Here is a 24,033-nt window from a genome sequence, read left to right on the forward strand (position 1 = left end):
TATTCGTATGCTAACGTTTCAACTCAATCTACTGCCACAGTTATCATCACAAGACTTGTATGGCATTTTTAAGGCGCGCTGCGAAATATTTGTTGTAGAGCAACACTGCGCCTATCCAGAAATTGATGATACCGACTTGGTGTGTTGGCATTTACAGGGTTTTATTGATAATAATCTGGCGTGTTATGCGCGGATTATCCCACCTGATTATCATTATTTGGGTTATGTCGGGATTGGTCGCGTGTTGACGGTTGGCGATTTTCGCGGTCACCATTATGGGCGTGATTTGATGCAAAAAGCCATTGAAATTTGCCAGCAATACTACCCTAGCCAGCCGATTTTTATCGCCGCTCAAACTTATCTGATCCACTTTTATCAAGCGCTCGGCTTTTGTATACAAGGTGACTGTTACCTTGAAGACGGCATTGAGCATGTCAATATGATATTGGAAGGCAAACATGATGCATAACCGTGCTGATTATCGGCTATATTTGGTCACAGATCGCCATTGCTTGCAACAGCAAACGCTTGAACAAGCTGTTGAACAGGCGATATTGGGCGGCGTCACATTGGTGCAGCTTCGAGAAAAAGCGATTGCTAGCAAAGAGTTCTATGAGCGCGCGCTGCGTATCAAAGCGATTTGCCACCACTATAACGTGCCATTACTGATTAACGATCGTGTCGATATCGCCCTCGCAGTTGATGCAGATGGGGTGCATATCGGTCAAAGTGATTTGCCGTGTGGCGTGGTTCGGCAAATTTTAGGCAAGGATAAAATCATTGGAGTTTCCGCGCGCACTGCCCAGCAAGCCATCCAAGCGCAAGCGGACGGCGCAGACTATCTGGGCGTTGGCGCGATGTTTGCCACATCCACCAAACAAGATGCCCAAACAGTTACCATAGCGAGCTTAATGCAAATACGACAAGCGGTAACGCTTCCGATTGTCGCCATTGGTGGTATCAATCACACCACCCTGCCCGCCTTACAACAAGCACTGCAAGCTGCCGAAACGTCCACTGATGGTGTGATTGACGGCGTGGCAGTCGTTTCTGCAATTTTAGGGCAAAAAGATGTCAAACTCGCCAGTGAACAGCTCAAAAAAATGATTAAATAATAATGAAATCAATAATTAATGCCAAATTTTATCAGGATTCATGATATTGTTTGGGTCAATGGCGTTTTTAATCGCTTTCATAAAATAAATCGCATTGCCATGCTCTTTATCCATATATTTACGTTTGCCCTGCCCAATCCCATGCTCACCTGTACAAGTTCCATCCATGTCAATCGCTCGCTCGGCTAGGCGATGTAAAATGCCTTCAGCGGTTTTTACTTCATTTTCTTCTTTCATATTGATGAGCAGCAACACATGAAAATTGCCATCGCCCACATGACCGACAATCGGGGCAAGCATCCCTGTGCTTTCGATGTCTTTGACCGTTTCGGTGACGCATTCAGCAAGGCGCGAGATTGGCACGCACGCATCGGTCGATAAACTGCCACATTCTGGGCGTAATGCTCGGCTGGCGTGATAGGCATTGTGGCGAGCCGTCCAAAGCTGTTTACGTTTATCTTCGGCAGTATCCCACGCAAAGTCTTGCCCTTGATACTCAGCAATGATACTTGCAAACAATTCGGCTTGTTCTTTTACGCCATTTTCTGTGCCATGAAATTCGACAAATAAGGTTGGCATTTCTTTTAAGGTTAATTGGGAATACGCATTACATGCCTTGATCTGCACCGCATCGAGTAGCTCAATGCGAGCCACTGGCAAGCCGTATTGAATGGTTGTCATCACAGTTTGACACGCCAAGTCAATGCTTGGGAAATGGCAAATCCCAGAGCCTGTGCATTCTGGCACGCCAAACAGTTTCACCGTAATCTCGGTCACAATACCAAGCGTGCCTTCTGAGCCGATAATCAGCCGTGTCAAATCATAGCCTGCCGATGATTTTTTGGCTCGTGTGCCTGTGTGGATGATTTCACCGTTTGGCATGACGACTTCAAGCGACAGCACGACATCTTTCATCGTACCGTAACGCACCGCATTCGTGCCAGACGCCCGAGTGGCGACCATACCGCCAAGCGTGGCATTCGCCCCAGGGTCAATGGGGAAAAATAGCCCAGTCATCCGCAAATGATGATTGAGCTGTTCACGAGTCACGCCAGCCTGTACGGTGGCGGTCAAATCCGCTTCATTGACCTGCAAAATCTCGGTCATCGCAGACATATCAATGCACAATCCGCCATGAGGGGCATTAAGCTGACCTTCTACCGATGAACCAACACCAAAGGCAATCACAGGCATTTTATACTCGTTGCAAATTTTGAGGGCATCGGCGACGTCGTGTTTGTTGTGAGCGGTCAAAACAGCATCGGCAGGCTCATTGGGTAGCCAGCTCATAGTATGGGCGTGCTGTTCACGAGTGGTTAAATTGGTCGATAATTGATTGCCAAAACGTGCTTGTAGCGCATTAATCGCCTGTGAAAAATCATTCATTTGCATAACTTACCTTACCTAGTTTTATCTCTAGTCCATTTGTTTTTTGGATTAATTTAGACTCAAATTACTATTAAAATCCCTTAATTCGTTAGTCAATGGGTCAATAAAAGCGATGGATTTTGCCAGCAATCTTAACGGTTTTGCAAAATCGGTTATACCTTTAGGTTTGACAGTGGGATAAAAATTGTCATTTAACAGCGGCATACCTAAGCTTGCCATATGCACTCGCAATTGGTGTTTTTTGCCTGTCACCGGGGTTAATCGGTATAAGCTAAACGCCCCGTTATTTTCAATCAATTCAATTGTGGTATGCGCATTGGGCTCACCTTGGGCCGTCTTGGTCAAAAAAAACGGCTCGCCACGCTCAAGTCTGGAATGGATGTGAAAGGGATAACATAAATCGCTGCGAGTCGGTGCTATTGCGTGGTAAGTTTTGTGTATGTGTCTATCGGCAAACAGCGCATGATAGCAAGCGCGGCTACTTGGATTAACCGATAATAACATCACGCCTGCCGTGTCTTTGTCCAACCGATGCAAGGGTGAAATATCATTCACGGCGAGCTGCTGTAAGTCTGGATGATTTCTTAATTTGGCTAGCAGGGTTTGGCTGACATAGTGACCTGACGGTGTAACGGGTAAAAAATGCGGTTTATCGACCACCAGTAAATGTTCATCCAAATGAAGAATATTGGGCTCAAATGGAATGATAGGCTCATTTTCAACCTGCCTATAGTACAAGATAGTTTGCCCTGCCAAATAGGGCGAATCTTGTTTGAGCGGCTCGCCACGCTCAAGGCTAATTAAACCGCTGTCAAATCGTCGTTGCCAGTTTGTCAAACTAATATGAGAAAAATGCGCTGCCAAATAATCGATAAGCCGCCCACCCACAAACGACTTATCATGGGGTAAATATAACTTACTGGGTTTTATGCCACGTTCTATCATGTTAACTCTATCATCTTAAAAAACCACTTTATCGATGTCGTTTTACTTTACGCCCATTTATTGGGTTAACAACAACTGCACAGTTATCGCATGATTAATGCTTAGCACATCATTGGGCAGCAAAACATCATGTTGTTTGATGGGTTGACCGTTTCGGGTAATGCTGATATTGGGATCAATCTCATCAATCAGCAGCTGTCCTTGAGATTCGACAATCGCAAAATACACGCCGCTAGCAAGCTTTAGGTCATTGGCGGCAAATAGACGTAAGGCATGCGCGATTTGTGCCTCGCGACTGGCAAACACAATCGGAAACTCGCGTACTTTTTGTTGGCGCTCCCCTAGCCCATCCACAGATTTTATGGTCAAAACAATCTGCTGCAGATTTTGGTTCAACTGCGGCAGTTTGCTTTGCGCTTGGCGTGGCGCAGTACTAGCAGTACTAAACGCGGGAGGGCTTGCTGGGGTATGGTGATTTGAGTTTGGCTGTGCCTGAGTCATGAATTTAACACCCAGTTTAATCTCATTGCTAAATACCTCACCTTTTTGCAAACGTGCGATATCAGTTGGCGTGGCTGGCACTTTGGCTTTTAACCCAAATTGTGCTTCGTCGGACAAAGTTACCCCAATTGTGGCAAGCTTGGGTTTTAATACCTCATAGCCGTAAGATACCAAATCAATGGCATCATGCGGGGTATGGGTGGATTCATGGGCATGATTAAAACTGCTAAATAACTGCGCCACCATCGCGGTTGTCAGTCCATCATTGGATTTTAAGGTGATTTGAGTAATCACTTGGGATTTATCTACCCATTGTTTCGCCGCTGCCATAATCGCATCGGTCAATAAGTCTTGGTACGGCTTGGCGGATTTTTGGATGTTTGGTAACACAGTGACCATCGGCTTGGGCGCAGCTGTTGGCGTTTGCACCGGTGGTTGCACCCTCGTAGGTTGTGGCTTATGTGGCGTAGGCTCGATATTCACCTGCGGCGACTGCATCGGTACAACTGCGGGCACTGGATTGGGGGTTGAAGGCGGTATTGTTGGCTGCACAGGTCTTTGATAAGCTTGAGCAGGCTGTGGTTGTGGCGAAACAGGTTGGGCAGGTTGAGTTGGATACTGCGGCGCTACAGGTATCTGGGCTGAAGGCGCTGGTTGCCCGATAGGTTCAGGCAAGGTGATTGGGGCGCGTTCAGGGTAGTGTCCTGTAGCAGATTTTTCTTCAGCAAATCGTGGTATCAGTCGCCCTAACACACTTCTATATAGACTGGGATACAGACTGGGTTTTTCGTCTTCGTTATCTAGCGCATAGCCGTCAAGCCGTTGAATCAGCAAAATGACCGAATTATCTGCTTCGCTGGCTGTGTCGTCGTCATCCGCTGTTTGGGCGGTATGGGTTTTAATCGGTAAAATATGAATATCAGGAATGGTGTATTTGAGCGATTGGGTAAATTGCCGGTAGTTTTCTGCCATTTTCTTATTGGCAGTGATATCAAAACTCGTCGGCACCGAGAGCTGAACGCTCACACGTTGTAAGTCATCAATGGCGGTGGTGTATAGGCTAAAGAAATTTTCCATTTCATCAAACACATCGCTTGGGTGTTTGTCGTCAATGATAAAACGGTGATTGGTGGTGATGTAAGCCATAATTTACTCTTAATGGTGAATTTTTTTATTGATGGGTTTGTGTTTTTTTACCAGCTTGCGTAGCATCAGTTACTGGACTAACCACTGAATCGGCCCTTGGGTTGGCGCTGTCAGGACGGCTAATCGCCGAGCTTTGATACATGTGTTTGGCTAATATCATGCCTGCCTGTACCGCTCGGTTAATGCCATCACGGGGGTCATCGACCAAGCCACTTTTAGTCCAGTTACGTTCAACCAATACCGCTACTGCTTTATCCCATTTGCCATTTTTATCTTTTAGCCCATAGACAAACCATTTATACGGACGAGCATAACACGCCACCGATGGCTGAGTTTTGCCTGCGCGAATGTCTGCATTGTTACACAGATTTGCCACCATACTGACGGTGACATTGGGGGTATAAAAGCTGCGACCGTTTTGGCGGGTTGGATAGTTAAAGCCGGGTGTGCCTGTTTTACCCACCATCACGCCCTGTGTCCATGCACAGCTGCCAATCGCTTGGTTACAGGCAGCAAAAGCTGTGCCATTGCCGCCGCCCAAACCTGTGCCTGCTAGCAGCGTACCAGATAATAAATTGAGCGCACCACGGGCGTCAGATTGGTTGATACCCAATGGCATGGCGCCGAGTTGGCTGGTAGCTGTGGTCAATGTCTCTTGACTTTGGGCATCGCCTCGCCAGGCTTTAGGACGCAGCGGAATTTGATTGACGCCCCACAAATCTTCAATCAAATGCACGCCACGACGCTGGGTCGCGCCATTATCGGCAATCAGCAGATTGGCAAACATATCCGACACACCCAGTACCGAGGTTTTGGCATTACCTGCGCCAAACACTTGGTTCATGCTGGCATTAAGCATATCGCCCCCTTGACGACACGCCCCATTCATACGTCCGCCATTGGCTTTGACACAGCTTGCCACTTGGCTTTCGGTAAATTGTAATTGTTTGGTGGTGTAATCTTGCTTGCCATCGGTGAGCAGCACACCTGAAAAATAGCGGCTTTGAAGCATCGGGTCGCTATTATAGGCTTTACCAAACAATAAATCTTTAAATCCGCAATTCACGCCCCCTTTATCGGCACAATTCACACTCCAGCCCATGTCATCACTGGCTTTTTTAAAGGCGGGCATACCTTGGCAAACGCCTTGTCGGTCACGTTGCAATGACATCGCACTGGTCGTGCGGTGACAATATAAAAAGTTCGCGACTTTTTCGGTAGATGAGCTTGCTATTACTTGTTTGAGATATTGCGCTTCAGGGGTTTGCATATTTTTAAACCGTGGATTGGCGCGTACCAGTGCCAATGCTTGTACGGTTTTAACGGTCGAACCTGGGTATACGGTTTGGTATAACGCATGGTTCATGAGATTTTGCTTGCTCCAATCTTTTTTCCACAGTATCGGGCAACCTGTGGGCTTAATCGTGGTATCGCCATTATCGGCACGGTAGCAGTTGGAGTCAGCGCTAGCAAGGGCAAGCACGCCTTGGGTTTTGACATCAATCACCGCGATACCTATACTGCGTACCAAGGCGTTCTCATACATGCCATTGGCGACATTCTGCAACGCAGGCGATAGCACGCTATTACAGTCCGCGCCATTGGGGTTATTGGTGACACAATCCGCTACTTGTTGGGCGGTGGTCTGTACGGCGGGATCCAGGGTCAACGCCATGTTGTAGCCGATTTTGATATCCGAGCCATCGACATTGATACTATTGATTGGCGGTGCCGTGAGTTTTTGCCACCAGCTGCGTTGATCATTTTTTTGTTGGTAGCTTTGATAAGCATCCAATAATTGACGGTCAAAATGGCTGGCGTGAATGTTGGACAATTCGCTATACATCAACCCTAGATTGGTCGGTAAAGCAACCTCAGTTTTGCTGGTGGAGGCAATTCGTTTTTTCGGGTCTTGCGTGGGTTTGTCTTGGAGGGTTTGCAGCACGCCATTGGCTTGGTTTTGAATATCGTTTTTGGTTTTATTAAAAGCATTATTTGGGTCAGATGTTGGTGCATTGGGCAAAGTCACCGCCCCTGTCAATGATTTAGCCAACAAGGATTTCACCGACACCGGAATCAATCTAGGGTTGTTACAAAGCTGGGTTAATGGATCAACGTCACCTGTGTCAGTGGTATTGCTACGACTATCGACGTACAGGTAGCCTGTTTGATTGTCCGCCGTTTTGGCGGTTTTGAGGTACACACAGCCCGGCAGCCCATACCAAGGGTTGGTTTGGGTGAGCCAATTGGTTGGCATATGAGCGACATTGGGGTCGTTTTGATTGCGGCGATTGGGCTGTTGTTCTCGCCATTGTAGCTGCAACAATCGCTCAGGGCTGGCAAGCGTTTTGAGGGCAAAGGCTAACGCGTCTTCGTTGATATGTTGCTCACAGGTTTGTTGCCAAAGGCTTGCAGTTTGCAATTGGTATTGGTTGGCTAGACGTTTTTGCTGATACAAGCTCAACAGACTTTGATTGACTCGGTTGATACTGTCGGTAAAACGGGCTTGGTTTTTGGGCTGAGTTAAATCGCACGTTTTGGCAGGCGTGGCGTTGACCGAACTTGATAGATTAGCGTTTGCATTTTGGGTATTAGTATTTTGGCTGTTGGCTTGGTTGACCACATCCGCCATACCTAGATTATCGACGACAAGTGACACGGCGTTTTCATTCGCCTCTGCATTGTACGTGGTATTTGAGGCAGTTAAGGGCGAGAGATACCACGCCAGCCAGCCAATAAGACCGACAACAAACACCACCAAAATCACTTGTAAGTTGGTCAAAATGGTTTTGTAAAGCGCTTGAGAAACCCGAAAACTGGCAACTTTGCCATCGTTTTTGATTTTTTTGTTAGTATTTTTTGTTTCACTTGCTTGCGTATTGTCGGATGTAAGGGCAGGCGTGGCTGTTTCTTCAACCTCTGTGTTTGAATCAATGACATTATTATCTTGTGGTAAGATATTAGAATCTATGTTTTGGACAGTTTCTAAATCGCCACTGTTCATAGTTTCTTGACTGTTTTCGTCTTTCGGGGTTTGGTTTTCGGTCATTTTGAACCTTTAATTTTTGCAAGCCTTACTAAAATTTGACGTTTCTACGATTGGATAAGTTATTGAGCATACGGTTTATTGCCGTCCAACATCAACTTTGGCTGAAACAGCGCCAAACTGAGCATAATACTATTGAGCCATAAATTACTGGTGCCATAACTTAAAAACGGCAACGTCACCCCCGTGAGCGGTAAAATTCCTAAATTCCCCGAAATGGTGACAAGTGCCTGAAACACTGTAATCACCACCCACAGCAAAATCACCCACGCCAGCAAAAAATAACCACCCGACAACAGCCGTGATTTCATCTGTTCACTGGCAAACGCCATCTGCTGACGGGCAATGAGCGCAAGCCACGCAAAATACACCATCATCAGCACCACACTGGCCCCGATACCCACCACTGCCATCACCGAGGTAATGGTATAGTCACTTTGCATCTGTAGCGGCACGCCCTGACAGCCCGACAAATGATACCCACACCACGGAATATCGCCAAACCCATAGCCAATCATCGGCACACTATCGCGAAACCAATGCAAAATCGCCATCTGATCGTTGCTCGCCACAAACGGATTGACCCACGCATTGACCCGCTCGGCAGTACGCGCATCAAACCCGCTTAAATTCACCAACACCATCATCAACACAAGCAAAATCGCGGTACTTGACAACACGCCCAAAATATAACCCCGTCCGCCCATTTGGAAAATTTTGTTGGATAGCGCCACGCCCACCAAAAAGGTAAACAAAAACAAAAATACCAGCATGGTGCCTTTTTCATTGGCAATACCCAGCGCGATAAACGGCAACACCACCGCAAAAGCAAGCAGCAGGGTCATTTTTTTGGAGCGAAAAAACAGATGATTAATCAAGCCGCGTTGGTTAATCGCTAGAAACACGCCCAAAAACACCATCAGCCAAATTTTTGACAGTTCAGCGACTTTCGCGCTGTCATTGTGAATCAGCACCGCCAAGCCCAGATAGCCCACCGCAAAGGTAAGCAGCCACACACGGGCTTTGGTCGTGGCAGATTTGACATTGCCCCAACTGCTGTGTAGTAAGTTATTGGCGACCAAGGTTTTTAGCCCCCAACTCAGCAAACTGCTCAGCGGGCGGGCAAGGCTAATAAACACAAAACACCAAAATAAATCTTTGAAATGATTGAGAAAAATATAACGCAGTGACAGATAACTACGGGTGCTTAAATCAAATAAAATCATCAAGCCAAAGGTGGCAAAGCCTACAAACAACGGATAAATCCACGCGGATGACAGCATGGCACGGTTATCAGGGAATTTTTCCATCAACCGACGCATGGGCGAAAAAATCGTCAATACACTCATTAACACGCCGACGCAAAACAGCACGCCCCCCACCATCATCGGCAAAATCACCGTATGGCTAACACCCGCAATGACCAATCCCCACACGGTGATGGCTATCGGTAATACTTCCAGCCAGTGCTTACGCCGCGACAGCCATAGCAAGCCCCACGTCACCAATGACCAAATAAACACTTGAGCGAGCATTCCCAAATGGGTGGGCGTGCCAATTAACGGCAGTAAATTGTTCGCTTGCAAGGCTTTTTGTTGGTTGTTATTGGCGTCATAGATACTGGCAACATCATTTGCCGATTGATTTAACAGTTTGGCAATGGCAGGCTGATTGCTAAACAGGCGATTGTAGGCAAAACGTCGATTGCCATCGGCAACCGCAAGCAATGACACCGCAAAATTGGCTTGGTCAGCAGGGGATAATTTATCGGTTTTTACCGCCATTAGGTTGTTTAAACTATCGAGTTGCCCACTAGCGTTAAGGTGTAGCCAATCTTGTCGATTGCTGAGTTTATCACCACCCAAATTCACTTCGGTTTCATTTTCAACCAGCTCGGTTTGGCGTTGCTGTTTGCCTTGGGCCTGCCATGCGGCCACTAAAGCTTGTTGGGTTTTAACAAAATGTTGCTTTGCCTCACTCATTAATTGTGTGGGCTGACTGGCTTGGGCACAGGCTTGAGTCATGCCATAATTGGGGTCATTACGGTTGTCATACAGATTAGTAATAACATTGTCACCACAATATTTGCTGAGCAGTTGCGGTTTGGCGATGCCTTCGGTATAGCTCATCAATTCGAGTTGATAACGCTGCAGTTTGGGCGAATGGGCGTAATCTGCCAGTAAAAATGCGCCAATTAACAGGAGCCATACCACCGCTAAAATCATGATTTCGCTCAACGTTTGCGCTTTGGCGTTGGGTTTTTTGCTGGCTTTTGTACGACTCACTATGTTTAGCATGGGGTTTTCCAAATTGATTAACTTTTTTATTGCTATCCCTGTTTAAAAATTAATTGGGGTCATACAACACCACCGTGCGAGCGATTAAATCATGCAGCGTTTGTTTACGGGCGGTAAACCACATTAAAAAACCAAATGGCAGCAAAATCAGTTTGAGCGTTTCTCGAATCAGCGCATGGAAAAAATTAACCCGTTGACCCTGCATACCAAACACCCACATACCCATAATCACCTTGCCCACCGTTGCTTGTCGTCCCAAACAGGTCAATAACGTCATATAGAACAAATAAAATCCATACGCTATCAAGGCAAGCGTTTGATCGGTAAACCCACGAATGCCAATCTTCGGTAAAATCTGCGGCAACAATAATTGATAAGCCAATCCCAATAATAAACTCACTAACGCTAAATCAAATAGATAAGCCAATGCGCGGCGCACAAAACCTGCATACAGCATGGTATAAGCAGGCTTGCGAGTCTGCAGCGCGGTCGAAGGCAGCTGATTGGTAGCAGGCGTTGGGTATTGGCTAGGTTGTTGTGGTTGCACTGCGGGAGCGACATAAGGATTTGCGTAGTCAGTGGGTTGTGCGGGTGGATTTGACGTCTGAGCAATATCAGGCTGTTCATAATTAGACTGGGCATAGATTGGTTGAGCAGGTTGCTGCATAGGTTGACTAGCCTGAACAGCTGGCATATCGGTCGGTTGATAATTGCCTGCAGATGGATTTGGCGTATAACTTTGCCAAGTAGAATGTTCTGGCTGCGGCACCTGAGAGGTCTGAGGCGCGTCATAGGCACTGTCATGGGCATTATAGCCACTTGACTGTACAAACGAATTTGCTTGCTGCGGCTGAGTATGATTATCAGATTGTTGCGCAAACTGACGACTGCCGCAATTTGGGCACATAACCGCAGTTTTTGGTAATTTTTGACCACATTGTTGGCAGACAATAATCATAGATGTTTACTACCCTATTTTCATATTTTCAATTTGATAAACTAATTTGACGATCCAACGAACCAGTTGTATGGCGGCAAACACTCAGCGGGCACAGGATTGGCGCCGCTGCTGTTTTGCTGGTCGATAATGGCTAATACTTTCTCGGCGATGGGTACCAGTTCTGGATAGGTTTGCGGATAATTTAACATGTTTTGGCAACGTTTTTGTTGATCGTCCGTGGTATAAAACTGTGCCAATAACGAACCCACTGCGCCTTTGTCATCACCCGCTTGCAGTGCCATTGCCGCGGCCAATTCAATCATATAAGTATTGGGATATTTGCTGCTATCACGCGGCGTTTGTAGCGCATAAAGCAAAAAAGATTTGCTATAAGGATAGTTATTTTTAAATAAATAATAAGCGAAATTGGCGACATATTCGCCTTGGTTGGGATTGTATTTGACTGCTTGCGCTTGAAGATAAACGGCGGCTTTTGGGTCTTTTTTGCGCCAGTAATAGCTTTTTGCCGCTTCATTGAGTTGTTTGGCGAGCGTTTTATTCGTGGGCTGCTGTTTAAAATAGCCCATATCCGCGTTGCGAAAGGCTTCAAGCGAGTATTGCTTTGTCGCATTGATATCTTGGCTGTAACCGAGCTCTTGCAGCTGTTTGAGCGATGGCTCGGCAAACTCACCCACCTTGACTACGTTATCAAAAAACTCAGGGCTAATACCGAGCGTGTCTTGATACAGCTTGGCTACGCTAGTTTGCGATGAGGAAGAAAAAAAGCCATTTTGCGCTTTAAGCGCTTGCGTCATAGTGGCTTTTGCAGTCGGCAGCGATTTGATGATGGTGCTGTAACTATTTTGGCTTTTTGGTTTTTTTTGTGGATTGTCATCGGTACTTGCCGCTTTGGTATTATCGGACTGATTGGTAGTGGCGGATTGTGACGTTGTGGGTGTTGAGGCGGATTTTAACCTTGATACGCCATAGCCACCGATTGCCACTAGAGCGGCGATCATCGCTATCAGCCACCCTTTAGAGGGCTTTTTGACAGATACCTCACCTGTGGCAGTGGTAGGCGGTTGCGTAGCGGGTGCTGTTATTGAATGAGTCGCCGGTGTTTGGGTTGCGTCGTCAACTGCATCCATTGCATTGACGGGTTGACTCGGCATGACCTTGTGACTGCTAGCCTGAGTATTGAGCGATTGCTCAAGCCGACGATTATTTGCCAATGTTTCATCATCCATCAAACCAGTCAAAGCCGCGCTTGGCTGATGAGTTGGGTGATTTGCGGCAGTGGACGCTACAGAAACATGGGTGGGCGTGGTTTGCCAGACGCTGGTTGTCGCTGCAGCGCTGATTGCGGGTACGGGCGTGGTTAACGGGTTATTGGGTACGGTTAAAAACAGACAGCGATGACAGGGTTTACCGACAAAATGAATGTGGCTGGCATCATTGGGATAATTTTCACACACTTTAAACTGGCGGTGTTGAACCAATCCGCGTAGATGGTTTTCCCACTCGGCGGCACTTGGGCGATCAGTTGGATGGGTCGATAAAAACGCTTTATCAAACATTGCACGGGTTTGGTCATCCCAACACACATGAATGCTATTTTTTAGCGGTGCAATCTCTGGCTGTGACTGCAAGCCATAAGCATATAGCCGCTCTTTGATGAATTGGTCGGTATTGCGATGGGCAGCATTTTTTAATCGGTCTGACACAGGGATAAAATAAAAAGGATGAATACCATTGTTTAAAATTTTAAACAGCTCAATCGCCAGTACAAAACGGTCGTGTTTTTCATCCAACAAACCAATATCTTTGTGTTCATGATACTCAGGACTGGTCATTTCAGGGGAGATGACAGGACTTGGATAAACGCTGCCATCACTGGCAGTAATACGATAGCTATCACAGTCGATAAACCCAACGATAAAGCCTTTATAATCATCATCCATGCCCGTGCTTGGCTCTGGCATCAGGCGCATATTGGCTTCTTTAAAATCAATAAAGGCATGCCCATGACCATGTAAGTCCGCCATCAAGGCGCTAATATTGGCACACAGCTGCACGCGATAATTGAGACTCTGCTGATACGCGGTCAGTTTTGCTGCCTCTCGTGGGTACATAAAAGGATTGAGCGATAACGACCTATCAAAATCCAGCTCTGGCATGGCATAGCCAATGAGCTCATCATGCTCGCCGACAATCAGATGTCTCACCCAAGCAAACTGGGTATATCCTACCCCATTAATCACTTCATAAATATGCTCAGGCGGGCGCGCCATCATGGCTTGTAGTTTGGCAAGGCTGGGGTTTTTGGGATCGGTAGGGTTTTTAAAGATTTTTGCCACCAAATTGCCCGTGCCTAACAGATTACCAAGACGGTAGACAATGCCCATACCGCCAGAGCCGATCTCATGAGAGATAGGCAAATCAATGGTGATACGCTGATTGTTTGCAATTAAATACGGCATGGACTATCTCTTCAGATGGGCAGATGAGGTGGGTAAAGCGGCTAACTCAGTGCTAGCAGTGGCACTCATATGATTTACTGAGTCAGTAATACCCAAATAGTATAGCTGTATTTGCTGATTGCCGCTAGAATCGCTGACCGTGCTAGCAGGCAAACCCGTAACCGATGAGGCGGTAGCTGCGATATTGGTGGTAGAACTAGTTAAAATTTCTGATAACCCTTTGTCAAGCGTCAGACTATCCAAGATTTCCGTCTTTTTGCTTAACCCTGCTATTTGGCTCGTTATTGATTTGATAGGCAAGCTAATTTGGCAGTTGTAGTAATGCATCGTGGGCTGGATGGTGACACCCAAACTTGTCAAATCATGGGTATCAATAACTGGCAAACAGCTTGCTTTAGCGGCAAGTTTGATAGCATGATTGTTAAATTGTGAGTCGGTCAAAGTAGCCTCGGTCTCGGTACGTTGGTTCTGCAACGCTGTACTCGCTGCGCCACTGGAAACTCTGGCAACCGTTGCAGCCGATGGGTTTTTATTAGCGACCACCGTGGTAATAGTGGCGGATAATAATGGCTGATTCACACTATTTTTGTTTTCGTTTTTATTGTCGTTTTTAGTTTTAGCGCTACTTTTTTGTTTAGATTTTTGCTCGATGACATCGATAGACTGACCTTGCGGGCTAGCTATTATTACCTTAAAGATGGGATCATCGCTCGGATTGCCACTTTCGGTAACCGTTGCGGCTTTGGTCAAGTCAATGGCATAGGAATCACCCAGTGCGTGCGCGGTCAGTGGGGGCGTTATAGCCGAGGTGGGCGTTGTGCTCGCCACCGATGCCGCAGTATTGGCATTGTTGACAGTTTGCGTGGGCAGCAATCGATCTTTATTTATCCAGCCTAATATACCTGTGCCAATGAGCATCGCGGCGCCAGCCATGATAGCAGTATTACGCCGCTGTCTGGTTGAGTCACTGACGGACTGTGAAGGGGGCAACACATGCGACGTTGTGGCCGCTGGAGTTGCACAAGCAGTATCTACAACACTGGCGTGCGGCTTTGGGTTAGGCGCTATGTTATTGATGTTATTAAAGGCTAGGTCATCAAGCGTGCTAGTGGCACGGGGATTTTTATGATTGACAGCATCGGTATGCCAGACCGTGGGGTTATTTGGTGCAGTCGCTAGGGTTTCATTTTGCCCCTCAACCATGGGTTCAAGGCTTTGATAATGCTGTTGATTTTTTAACAACACCACCAAGGATTTATCATCACCGGTTAATCGATAGGTCGCAGGGTTGCCAAGCGCCTGTTCAATAATCGCGCTGCCCTGCTGTGAGCTTTGACTTTGGGTTAAATTAAACAGCAAGTTGCCAAAAAAAGGGCGGTAAATTTTGGGCGTAACACTTGCGCCTTCAAATACCAAGTCCGCACAGCCATCCGACATCAGTGCAAGGCAATCCACTTGCGATAAATCAATGGGCTCAACCCTTAAAAAGGATTGCCAATTGTCTTGGGTAATAAAATGCGTCTCATTGACGTATTCATTCTTGCTATCATCCCCGTACACTTGTAAGTTGGTGAAATAATCAATGTGAGGATGGCGCACAACAAATTGGCTAGTGATGAGAGGACTATCACCGATTTGCACCAATAGTGCTTGATGATTAGCATGGATGAGTAGCCCAGTAAAGGTGGTGTGATAATCCCTTAGGCTCGATTCGGCGGTCAGCTGTGACTGCAAGTCAAGGCGTATTTGTGATAATTGCTCGATAATTTGCTGTTTGACTTGCACCAAATCAAACGCAATGCCGCTGATACTGGCACTGTGACTAACACTAAAACTGAGCAGCATTTTTCCAATCGATTGACTAAAAAACGCTGCCCCCGCTTGGCTAAATTTTGCCGAGCCCGCCCCATCACATACCACGGCGACCATACCGTGTTCGGTTTTTTGCAAATAGATACTGTCTTGATTGGGCAGGTTGCTGTCGATATGGGATTTACCAATACTGGATGCGCCATACACTTGCCAAGATGACTGGACTGATGATTGCGATGATTGCGCGAACAAATCCGTGGTTTGGTTCATCATTATCCCCAATTTTTTTAGGTTTTTTTATTATCATGAGCGTTGAAGGTGATTATCTTTGCCATCAACTTTGAATAGTCGCCCACGGTGAGATGCTCCCTAATTGCACGGTTTCTCCAGGCGCAGATTGTGACACGGTCTTAAGACTCGCCGACAACCACACAAAAAATTCGACAAATTTAACGGAGTTGAGATGTACGGGCGGGGTCAAAATCGACAATTGCTTGAGCATCTTCACTTCTTGCACGCCCGCATCAATGGCAATCGGATAAATAATACATTGATTATTTTGCTCGGCTTGGTGACATTGATTGATAGCCGCCTGCCACACATCTTGGCTGTCGGTGGGCAGACCATCCGTCATGGCAATAACCCAAGGACGGGTATAATTGATACCGTTGTCGCGTAGATTGATACGCTCTTGCTCAATCAAATTGAGCGCAAGTAACATACCTTGTCCGAGCGGCGTCATGCCATTTTCACGAAATTTAATGGGGAAAAAATCAATCGCATCCGTCCAATCCATCATCAGCTCTGCAGTGTCATTGACCCCGCCTACGATAACAATGGCCAAACGCACACGGTTGCGGGCTGTTTCATCTTTCATCAAATCATGATAAAACGCCTCAATCCCTTCATTGAGCATATCGATACGGCGTTTGTCGCCATTGCCTGAGCGTATCGCCATTGAGCCTGACAAATCCAACACCAAAACGCATAGGGTACGCTGGGCAACGTTATTGCCGTAGTCGATTTCTCGAAACTGGGGGGTAAGGGCTTGAGGGATGGATGGCGGCGTAGAATCAGTTGGGTTTTGAAAATTGGGTATGGGGTTGTGGGCGACCATAAAAGATATCCTATTTTTATTAAAATTATTGTAATCGGTATCTCAGCAAAAGCCGATACGAAAAGCAAGGTTTTTTGTGGGGATTTAATTAACAACCCTCAAAAATATTTCTACAATCTTACCAAAACGGGCTTAAATACTCCCCCGCCCCGTTAATCATAAGTCATAAACCATCACTTATAACGTAAGCCATACGTCATAAAAAACCCCTAACACGCGGTTAAGGGTTTTGATGATTTAAGCTATCTTAGTTTTTTAACAGGCTTATTTAATAAGCGCATTTAAAAAGCTTAGTCTTTTAACACTTCTGCCATGGCATTGGCTACATAGTCGATATTGCTAGCGTTTAGACCGGCAACCGAGATACGCCCATTAGCGACCATATAGATACCAAAATCTTTGATAATGCGCGCTACTTGCTCAGGGGTGAGACCCGTATAGCTAAACATACCGTTTTGCTTGGTGATATATTCAAAACTGCGACCGGGTAATTTGGCCTCTAAGCTGTCACGCAGTTTTTGGCGCATATCTTTGATACGATCGCGCATCACATACACTTCTTGTACCCATTCATTGAATAACGCTTCGTCATTCATCACGATATCAACCACGTGACCGCCATGCGAAGGTGGGCTTGAGTAAATGCGGCGGATATTGAACTGCAATTGACCTTGTACTGCTTTGGCTTGTGCTTCATCTTTACACACCACAGATAAACCGCCAACGCGTTCGCCATACAGTGATAGATTTTTTGAAAATGAGTTACTGACAAAGAATAACAAGCCCATGTCCACTGCTTTGCGAATCGCATAGACATCTGCATCCATGTCTTCACCAAAGCCTTGATAGGCAATATCCATAAAGGCAAGCAAGTTTTTCGCTTTTACCACTTCAAGCACTTTATCCCATTGCGCTTGGGTCAAGTCAACGCCCGTTGGGTTATGACAACAGGGATGCAGCAACACCACATCATGGGCTTGCAAGGTGTTTAAAAAGGCAATCAGCTCATCAAATTTGATGCCATTGGTCGCTGCATCATAGTAGGGATATTTACCCACCGCAAAACCAGACCCTTCAAAGATACCAATATGGTTCGCCCACGTTGGGTCAGACACATAGCATTTGGCTTGTGGAAACCAAGCATGAATAAAATCAGCCCCGACTTTGAGCGCACCTGAACCACCGATGGTCGCTGTGGTTGCTACACGTTTGTCTTTTAATACTTGTGCATCTTTACCAAACAATAGGTTTTGGCAAGCGGCGCGATAACCTGGCAGACCGTCCATTGGCAAATAGGGACGTGGTTTTGGTGGATTAGCGATTTGTGCTTCAGCTTTTTGCACACAGTTGAGGACGGGTAATTTACCGTCATTATCAAAATATACACCCACACCCAAATTAACTTTGTCGGCACGTGGGTCTTGTTTATGCTTGTCCATCAACCCCAAAATCGGGTCACCCGCATACGGTTCTACATGTGAAAACATGAATAGCTCCTACATTTAATTGATAAGTTTGACTGCTAAAAAATTTACGCTAACGTGGCATTGCCCAAATATTCAATGTCAACGGATAAGGATAAACCTTGTAACCCAATAAAACAACCGTCACGCCTATTTTTTTGCTTGTCTAAGCGCTTTACCGGACAAAGTTTTAAGCCTATCAAAGTGTCCCATTTGATGAGTTAACCTACCCATGCAGTTACATTTTTTCACAGCAGCTATCGCATAAATTGCAAATTTTGCGTGCTATTTACATTTATAACTTATATTTCTATCAACAATATGCGCATAATAATTTTATCAATTCGGTGTATATTTTGACCCCTATTTATTCACAACTGTGTATTTTTGAGGAAACACAACATGATGACTGCTATAAGAAAATCCCAAATCATTGCCGCGACAGTTGCGGTGATTGCCATGAGTGCCGTGGCAACGCCGAGTCATGCGCGCACCGTTAAAGCCGCCGCCAAAAAAACGACAACAGTAACCACGACCCGCGTGGCACCAAAAACCACAACAATTGTCAATCAACATATCGATGGCACGAGCGATACGGTAATGGTTCGACCCAATGGATTTACCATCGTTGACGGTATGCCATTTTACCCGACGCAAATTGTCACCACGCCGACCTATCGCACTGTCTCTACATCTACCTCTACGCCTGTCGTCACTACCACAGCCCCTGTGGTAACAACAGCACCTACTACAACACTGCCTACTACAACTGTAGTATCAACATCGAATGTCAATACCACCACCCCAGTGACGGTACAAACAGGCTCAGGCGCGACAGTAACCGTGTCAAAACCTGCTACGGTTGTTTCTACTACCACGACAACCCCTGTATTGCTACCCGCATCAACGCCCGCGGTAGCGACAATGACCACCGTGCCTGTCACGACCGCACCGGCTATTATCGTTAATCCTTAATCGGTTATTCCATTAAACCGTAAAAAGGACTCGGCACTGATAACTTGGGTATTGGTCATAAGTTGACTAAAAATAGTAGTACAGTAAAAAGTTATGGCTTTGCTAGGGCTTTAGGGTGTCGAGTAATTTTTGCATATCTTCTGGTAGGGGTGCTTGCACTTTAATAGGCTCGCCTGTTTTTGGGTGGATAAAGCCAAGCTCATAAGCATGTAGCGCCTGACGCTGGAACTGTTGTACGATTTGTTTTTGGTCGTCATCCAAGGTTTTTAACAATATTGCATTTTTACGAGCAGCGCCATATAGCGGATCTCCGAGCAATGGAAAACCCAAATTTGATAAGTGTACGCGGATTTGGTGGGTGCGCCCTGTTTCAAGACGGACACTGACTAATGAGACAGCGTCGCTTATCGCTGTGATTTTCTCAAGATGGGTGACAGCAGGTTTACCACTACCCACCACCGCCATTTTGGTGCGCTGGGTCGGATGGCGACCAATGGGCGCATCAATGGTGCGATGGCGGGCAAGCTCAGCCGCGGACGCTAACACAATCGCTTGATAAAGCCGGTACACGGATTTGTCTTTAAGCTGATTAATTAGATGCAGCTGGCTTTGACTGTCTTTGGCAATCACCATTAAGCCCGATGTTTCTTTATCGATGCGATGTACCAATCCTGCTCTAGGTAGCGTGCGGCTGTCAGGATAATGAAAAAGTAGCGCGTTGACTAGCGTACCCGAGCCATTGCCTGCACCAGGATGAACGACCAAGCCTACTGGCTTGTTGATGACCAGCACCGCCTCATCTTCATATAAGATATCAAGTGGGATATTCTCGGGCAAATCTTGCTGTTGAGCGGTCAAACCCGCTTTAAGCATCAGTACATCGTTGGGTTTAAGACGATATTTGGGTTTTTGCGCTGCGCCGTTTACGGTTAGTTCGCCTGACTCAAGCCAATTTTTAATTTGCTCACGCGAATAGTCGCTAAACACCAAGGCAGCAATTTTATCAATGCGCTCCCCTATTTGCTCAGAGTTGACGGTATAATTTTGGACAATTTGATGACTGCCAGCGTCGTGGGTCTGCAGGTTTTGAGTGCTTGGGTGTGGTTGTGACAGGTTTTCCCATTCTTCTTCGAGTTGATTGATGTTGATTTGATTCATAGATTCAGTCATAGATTCAATGTTTGATTCGATTGGATTTGAGTTAATCGGATGTGAGGCGATTGGCGTGGTCATAAACAGTTCAGACTTAGGGTATAGGGATTTGCAAAATTAATATGCGCGGATAGGTCACAAAGTATAACGTTTCGTGATAGACTTAGTGAAATTTTTAATACAATATTTTGCATTCAGTTTTGAACAATAAGTATTATGATGGGCAAATATTTTTGCAATAGATTTGAGGTTCGTATGCATCATCTTTCCAAAGTTGTGGGTGTCACCGCAATTACTCTGGCTTTGACCACTTTATCTGGGTGTCAAACGCTAAAAAATTCAAAATTGTTTGGCGGCAAAGACGAAGTCGTCGCGACTAAAGCTGAAAAAAGCGAACAAGGCTACTACCAAGCGGCGTCTGACAACATCAAAAAAGGCAACCTTGCTAAAGCGATTAGCCAGTTAAACGATTTGCGGACTTTCTATCCTGTGGGTGATTACAGCGAGCAAGCGTTACTTGACTTGATGTATGCGCAGTACCAACATGGTGACTATTTGGATGCGATTGCCAGTGCTGATCGTTTTATCCAGTCTTACCCATCAAACTCGCAAGTTGACTATGCTTACTATGTTCGCGGCATCTCAAATATGCAGGCAGCCTCTGGCGGCGTGATGAAGTACACCAAGCTCAATCCTGCACACCGTGATATGGGCTATTCGCGCATTGCGTTTAACAACTTTCAGCAACTGATCAATCGCTTCCCAAACAGTGCGTATGCCCCAGACGCTGCGCTACGTATGCGTTATATTTATAACCAATTGTCAGAAAGTGAGATGGATGTAGCGCGCTGGTATATTAAACGCAAAGCCTATGTGGCAGCCGCCAACCGTGCTAAATGGGTGTTTCAGTACTATCCACAAAGCGAGGCGATTCCAGAGTCTATTGCAACCATCGCCTATAGCTATGACAAACTGGGAATGACCGATACCGCCAATCAATATAAACAACTCCTTCGTATCAACTATCCTGGTCTGATTGATGCGCGTGGCAACGTCAAACTTGATAATACCCGTACCGGTTCAAACTGGTTAAATAAAGCCACATTAGGCGTGCTGGGTCAAAGCTCACAAAATGCTGCTGTTCAAGGGCTAGCCCAGCAGTCGGGGCAATATTCAGGCAACACCAAGCCGCAAGTGATTCAGACTTCAATTCAGCAAGCTGCGGCAATGCGCCTGCCAAATCCGGCTACCACGGCAAATGATGAAACACCGACAAGACCACGTGAGACTACAATTGGCTTAGGTCTGCCACCTGACAATACCAGTCAAGTCAAATAATCTATAAACCCTGTTAACATTAGCTAGGTTTATCCTAGCTATTTTTTTTCAATCAGCTAATTTTTAACGGGAAATGCGCTTTTTACCATGAGTAACAATGCCATCATTGATCAAATCATTGCCAATGCTGATATCGTTAAGATTATTGGCAAGCATGTGGAGCTCAAACGTTCGGGCAATGAATTCAAAGGTTGTTGCCCTTTTCATGGAGAAAAGACGCCCTCATTTTTTGTCAATCCGCAAAAAGGGCTATATAACTGTTTTGGCTGTGGTGTCGCAGGCAATGCGCTCACCTTTTTAAAAGAGTACGAAAACCTCACCGCGGGTGAAGCGCTCAAAGAACTGTCCCGTCAAACGGGGATTGAGCTGCCCAAAGAACCTGTCAATAAATCGCATACCTATAAAAAAACTCCCGTTCCACCCAAACCTGCTTTATCGCAAGCAAGGGCATCATTGCAGCAAAATTTAGCTCAAAGTCCCGTTCAAGCCCTCTCTGACTCAGATGTTGCCGAGCGTCCGTCTATTGCCAATGCAGAGGCTTTGTGGATAGACGCTTTTGATGACTTTCAAACGTCTGATAACTTAGATGCCAGCTTTATCCCTTTTGGCGAGTATGATGACGCAAGCGTTGGCGAGTTTTCACCCTTTGATGACTTGGGTAATAGCAGCTCGCAGGATAGTTCATCAAGTTTATACGACTTACTGACCCAAATCTGCCAGTTTTATCAACATCAATTACAGCAAAATAGCTTTGCCCAACATTATTTGCTCAAACGTGGTTTGACGCCGCACACTATCGAAGAATTTGCCTTGGGTTTTGCCCCAAACGGTTGGCAACATCTTGAGGAAGCCTTCCCCCAAGACATCGAAGGTTTAAAAATCTTGGGATTGGTGCGCACTTCGCAAAATGGGCGTAATTTTGACTTGCTGCGCAATCGGGTGATTTTCCCCATCCGCGACCAACAAGGGCGCGTGATCGGCTTTGCCGGTCGCACCCTATCCGATGATGAGCAGCCCAAGTATATCAATTCTTCAGATTCACCGGTATTTCATAAACAAGCCGTGTTGTATGGTCTTTTTGAAGGTCGCAAGGCCAAAGCCAAAGACTGGCTGGTGGTTGAAGGTTATATGGATGTCATAAGCCTTCATCAAGCGGGCGTGTATGGTGCAGTTGCCTCCATGGGAACAGCGCTGGCGCAATCACAAATCGAAAGATTACTGCAATTTAATCCCATACTTACTTTAAGTTTTGATGGCGATAGTGCAGGACAAAAAGCCGCTTGGCGTGCCATGGAAGTTGGGTTGCCTGCGCTCACTGATGGCAAGGAACTACACTTTTTGACACTGCCAGATAATCATGATCCTGATAGTTATGTCAAAGCGCATGGTTTGTTAGCGATGCAGCAACAAATCGCCCAAGCGGTTCCCCTATCAGCGTATTTGTACTCAAGTCTGACGCGTCAATATCCTACCAATACCCCTGAAAACCGCAGCAAGATTTTGCAGCAACTCTCTGCGCTGACCCAAAAACTGCCAAAAGGCAGTTATGGCTGGTTACTGCGTGAAGACATCAAGAACAAAATGGGATTGGGGCGAAAAAACCAAGCACGGCAAGCGCAAGATGCCCTGCTCAATTTTGATAGCGAATTGACGGTACAACTGCATCTGCAGTTGTGTTTTTTGTTTCAACCAGAGCTGTTAGGCAGTCTGGAAAATAACCGTATTAGCCAATCTGTCATCCGCGAGATTTATCAGCGCAGCGAAGCGGCTAACGTTTTTAAGCCCAAACACCCCTCTACCAAACCAACAGCCCCTATTCGATTAGACGAAAATTCAACCGGTGACACTGGTGTTATCACGGATGTCATCATGGATGCGATGAATGCGCCCTGCAAAAACTATGATGAAAGCTGCTGCCTAACTTGGCAAGCCATTGCCGATGAAGAATTATTGAAGTTGATTACTTGGATTCAAACCATTCAGTCAAGATTGCAGGATTTCGATAACCCAAAATGGTCAACTTACGAGCGAATCAATGCCAAAGCACATTTTATACTGGCGGGCTTGACATCAGAGCAGCAAAACAAACTTATCAAACATTGGGCGCGGTTTTTTAAGGAACTGAGTCAGCGCAATATTGATGATATCTCAGACCTGGTGACAGAGTTGGTGGTTCAACTGATGTTAGAAAGCCTACAGCGCCAACAAAAAACCCTAAAAGCAGACTTGAAGGCGCTGAGCCTATGTATCAAACACCACCAAGCGATTTTAACTTGGCTTAGAACATGGCTACAGCGCAAAGAGGATTAATTCATCG

The 24,033-nt window shown here is 46.1% G+C and carries 16 protein-coding genes; 5 read left to right on the forward strand and 11 right to left on the reverse strand.

Features of this window, described 5'->3' with window-relative positions; translation table 11 throughout:
- Nucleotides 1-7: 7 nt before the first annotated feature.
- Entirely contained in the window at nucleotides 8-469 is a 462-nt protein-coding gene (locus RT034_RS00080; protein WP_313012135.1) for a GNAT family N-acetyltransferase, read from the forward strand.
- Nucleotides 459-1,115, forward strand: coding sequence for a thiamine phosphate synthase (gene thiE, locus RT034_RS00085; protein ID WP_313012138.1), 657 nt, complete (start codon nucleotides 459-461; stop codon nucleotides 1,113-1,115). The genes RT034_RS00080 and thiE overlap by 11 nt, the downstream gene beginning before the upstream one ends.
- 15 nt (nucleotides 1,116-1,130) lie before the next feature.
- On the opposite strand, the gene RT034_RS00090 is transcribed toward thiE, so the two are convergent.
- The 10 genes from RT034_RS00090 to RT034_RS00135 form a co-directional block, all read right to left on the reverse strand.
- Nucleotides 1,131-2,501 carry an FAD-binding oxidoreductase gene (locus RT034_RS00090; RefSeq protein WP_313012139.1) on the reverse strand — a complete coding sequence of 457 codons (1,371 nt, stop codon included), beginning with the start codon at nucleotides 2,499-2,501 and terminating at the stop codon, nucleotides 1,131-1,133.
- Between the two features lie 51 nt (nucleotides 2,502-2,552).
- On the reverse strand, nucleotides 2,553-3,449 hold the full coding sequence (locus tag RT034_RS00095; protein ID WP_313012143.1) for a pseudouridine synthase: 897 nt from the start codon (nucleotides 3,447-3,449) through the stop codon (nucleotides 2,553-2,555).
- A gap of 57 nt (nucleotides 3,450-3,506) precedes the next feature.
- Nucleotides 3,507-5,096 carry a hypothetical protein gene (locus RT034_RS00100; RefSeq protein WP_313012147.1) on the reverse strand — a complete coding sequence of 530 codons (1,590 nt, stop codon included), beginning with the start codon at nucleotides 5,094-5,096 and terminating at the stop codon, nucleotides 3,507-3,509.
- Nucleotides 5,097-5,121: 25 nt separating this feature from the next.
- Complete coding sequence (locus RT034_RS00105) at nucleotides 5,122-8,145, reverse strand: penicillin-binding transpeptidase domain-containing protein (protein ID WP_313012151.1); 3,024 nt, start codon at nucleotides 8,143-8,145, stop codon at nucleotides 5,122-5,124.
- Between the two features lie 59 nt (nucleotides 8,146-8,204).
- Nucleotides 8,205-10,439 (reverse strand): FtsW/RodA/SpoVE family cell cycle protein, encoded by a 2,235-nt coding sequence (locus RT034_RS00110; RefSeq protein WP_313012155.1) that lies wholly within the window; start codon nucleotides 10,437-10,439, stop codon nucleotides 8,205-8,207.
- Between the two features lie 49 nt (nucleotides 10,440-10,488).
- Nucleotides 10,489-11,397: an RDD family protein gene (locus RT034_RS00115; RefSeq protein ID WP_313012158.1), complete on the reverse strand. Its 909-nt coding sequence runs from the start codon at nucleotides 11,395-11,397 to the stop codon at nucleotides 10,489-10,491.
- A gap of 41 nt (nucleotides 11,398-11,438) precedes the next feature.
- Nucleotides 11,439-13,859: a hypothetical protein gene (locus RT034_RS00120; RefSeq protein ID WP_313012160.1), complete on the reverse strand. Its 2,421-nt coding sequence runs from the start codon at nucleotides 13,857-13,859 to the stop codon at nucleotides 11,439-11,441.
- Between the two features lie 3 nt (nucleotides 13,860-13,862).
- Nucleotides 13,863-15,944 (reverse strand): PP2C family serine/threonine-protein phosphatase, encoded by a 2,082-nt coding sequence (locus RT034_RS00125; RefSeq protein ID WP_313012163.1) that lies wholly within the window; start codon nucleotides 15,942-15,944, stop codon nucleotides 13,863-13,865.
- 61 nt (nucleotides 15,945-16,005) lie between these two features.
- Entirely contained in the window at nucleotides 16,006-16,788 is a 783-nt protein-coding gene (locus RT034_RS00130) for a vWA domain-containing protein (protein ID WP_219299432.1), read from the reverse strand.
- Between the two features lie 290 nt (nucleotides 16,789-17,078).
- Nucleotides 17,079-18,275 carry an amino acid aminotransferase gene (locus RT034_RS00135; protein WP_076776244.1) on the reverse strand — a complete coding sequence of 399 codons (1,197 nt, stop codon included), beginning with the start codon at nucleotides 18,273-18,275 and terminating at the stop codon, nucleotides 17,079-17,081.
- A gap of 378 nt (nucleotides 18,276-18,653) precedes the next feature.
- On the opposite strand from RT034_RS00135, the gene RT034_RS00140 reads away from it, so the two are divergent.
- The gene (locus RT034_RS00140; RefSeq protein WP_313012170.1) at nucleotides 18,654-19,226 is read left to right on the forward strand and encodes a hypothetical protein; all 573 of its coding nucleotides are present in this window, start codon (nucleotides 18,654-18,656) and stop codon (nucleotides 19,224-19,226) included.
- A 102-nt stretch (nucleotides 19,227-19,328) separates the two neighbouring features.
- On the opposite strand, the gene RT034_RS00145 is transcribed toward RT034_RS00140, so the two are convergent.
- The gene (locus tag RT034_RS00145; protein ID WP_409566280.1) at nucleotides 19,329-20,384 is read right to left on the reverse strand and encodes an RluA family pseudouridine synthase; all 1,056 of its coding nucleotides are present in this window, start codon (nucleotides 20,382-20,384) and stop codon (nucleotides 19,329-19,331) included.
- Between the two features lie 249 nt (nucleotides 20,385-20,633).
- Here RT034_RS00145 and RT034_RS00150 point away from each other — a divergent pair, with 249 nt between their 5' ends.
- Nucleotides 20,634-21,716: an outer membrane protein assembly factor BamD gene (locus RT034_RS00150; RefSeq protein WP_313012178.1), complete on the forward strand. Its 1,083-nt coding sequence runs from the start codon at nucleotides 20,634-20,636 to the stop codon at nucleotides 21,714-21,716.
- An 87-nt stretch (nucleotides 21,717-21,803) separates the two neighbouring features.
- The gene (locus RT034_RS00155; RefSeq protein WP_313012182.1) at nucleotides 21,804-24,026 is read left to right on the forward strand and encodes a DNA primase; all 2,223 of its coding nucleotides are present in this window, start codon (nucleotides 21,804-21,806) and stop codon (nucleotides 24,024-24,026) included.
- The last annotated feature ends 7 nt before the right edge of the window (nucleotides 24,027-24,033 follow it).

It is taken from the genome of Moraxella sp. CTOTU48841 (assembly GCF_032061225.1).
In the GTDB taxonomy this organism is placed as follows: domain Bacteria; phylum Pseudomonadota; class Gammaproteobacteria; order Pseudomonadales; family Moraxellaceae; genus Faucicola; species Faucicola cinerea.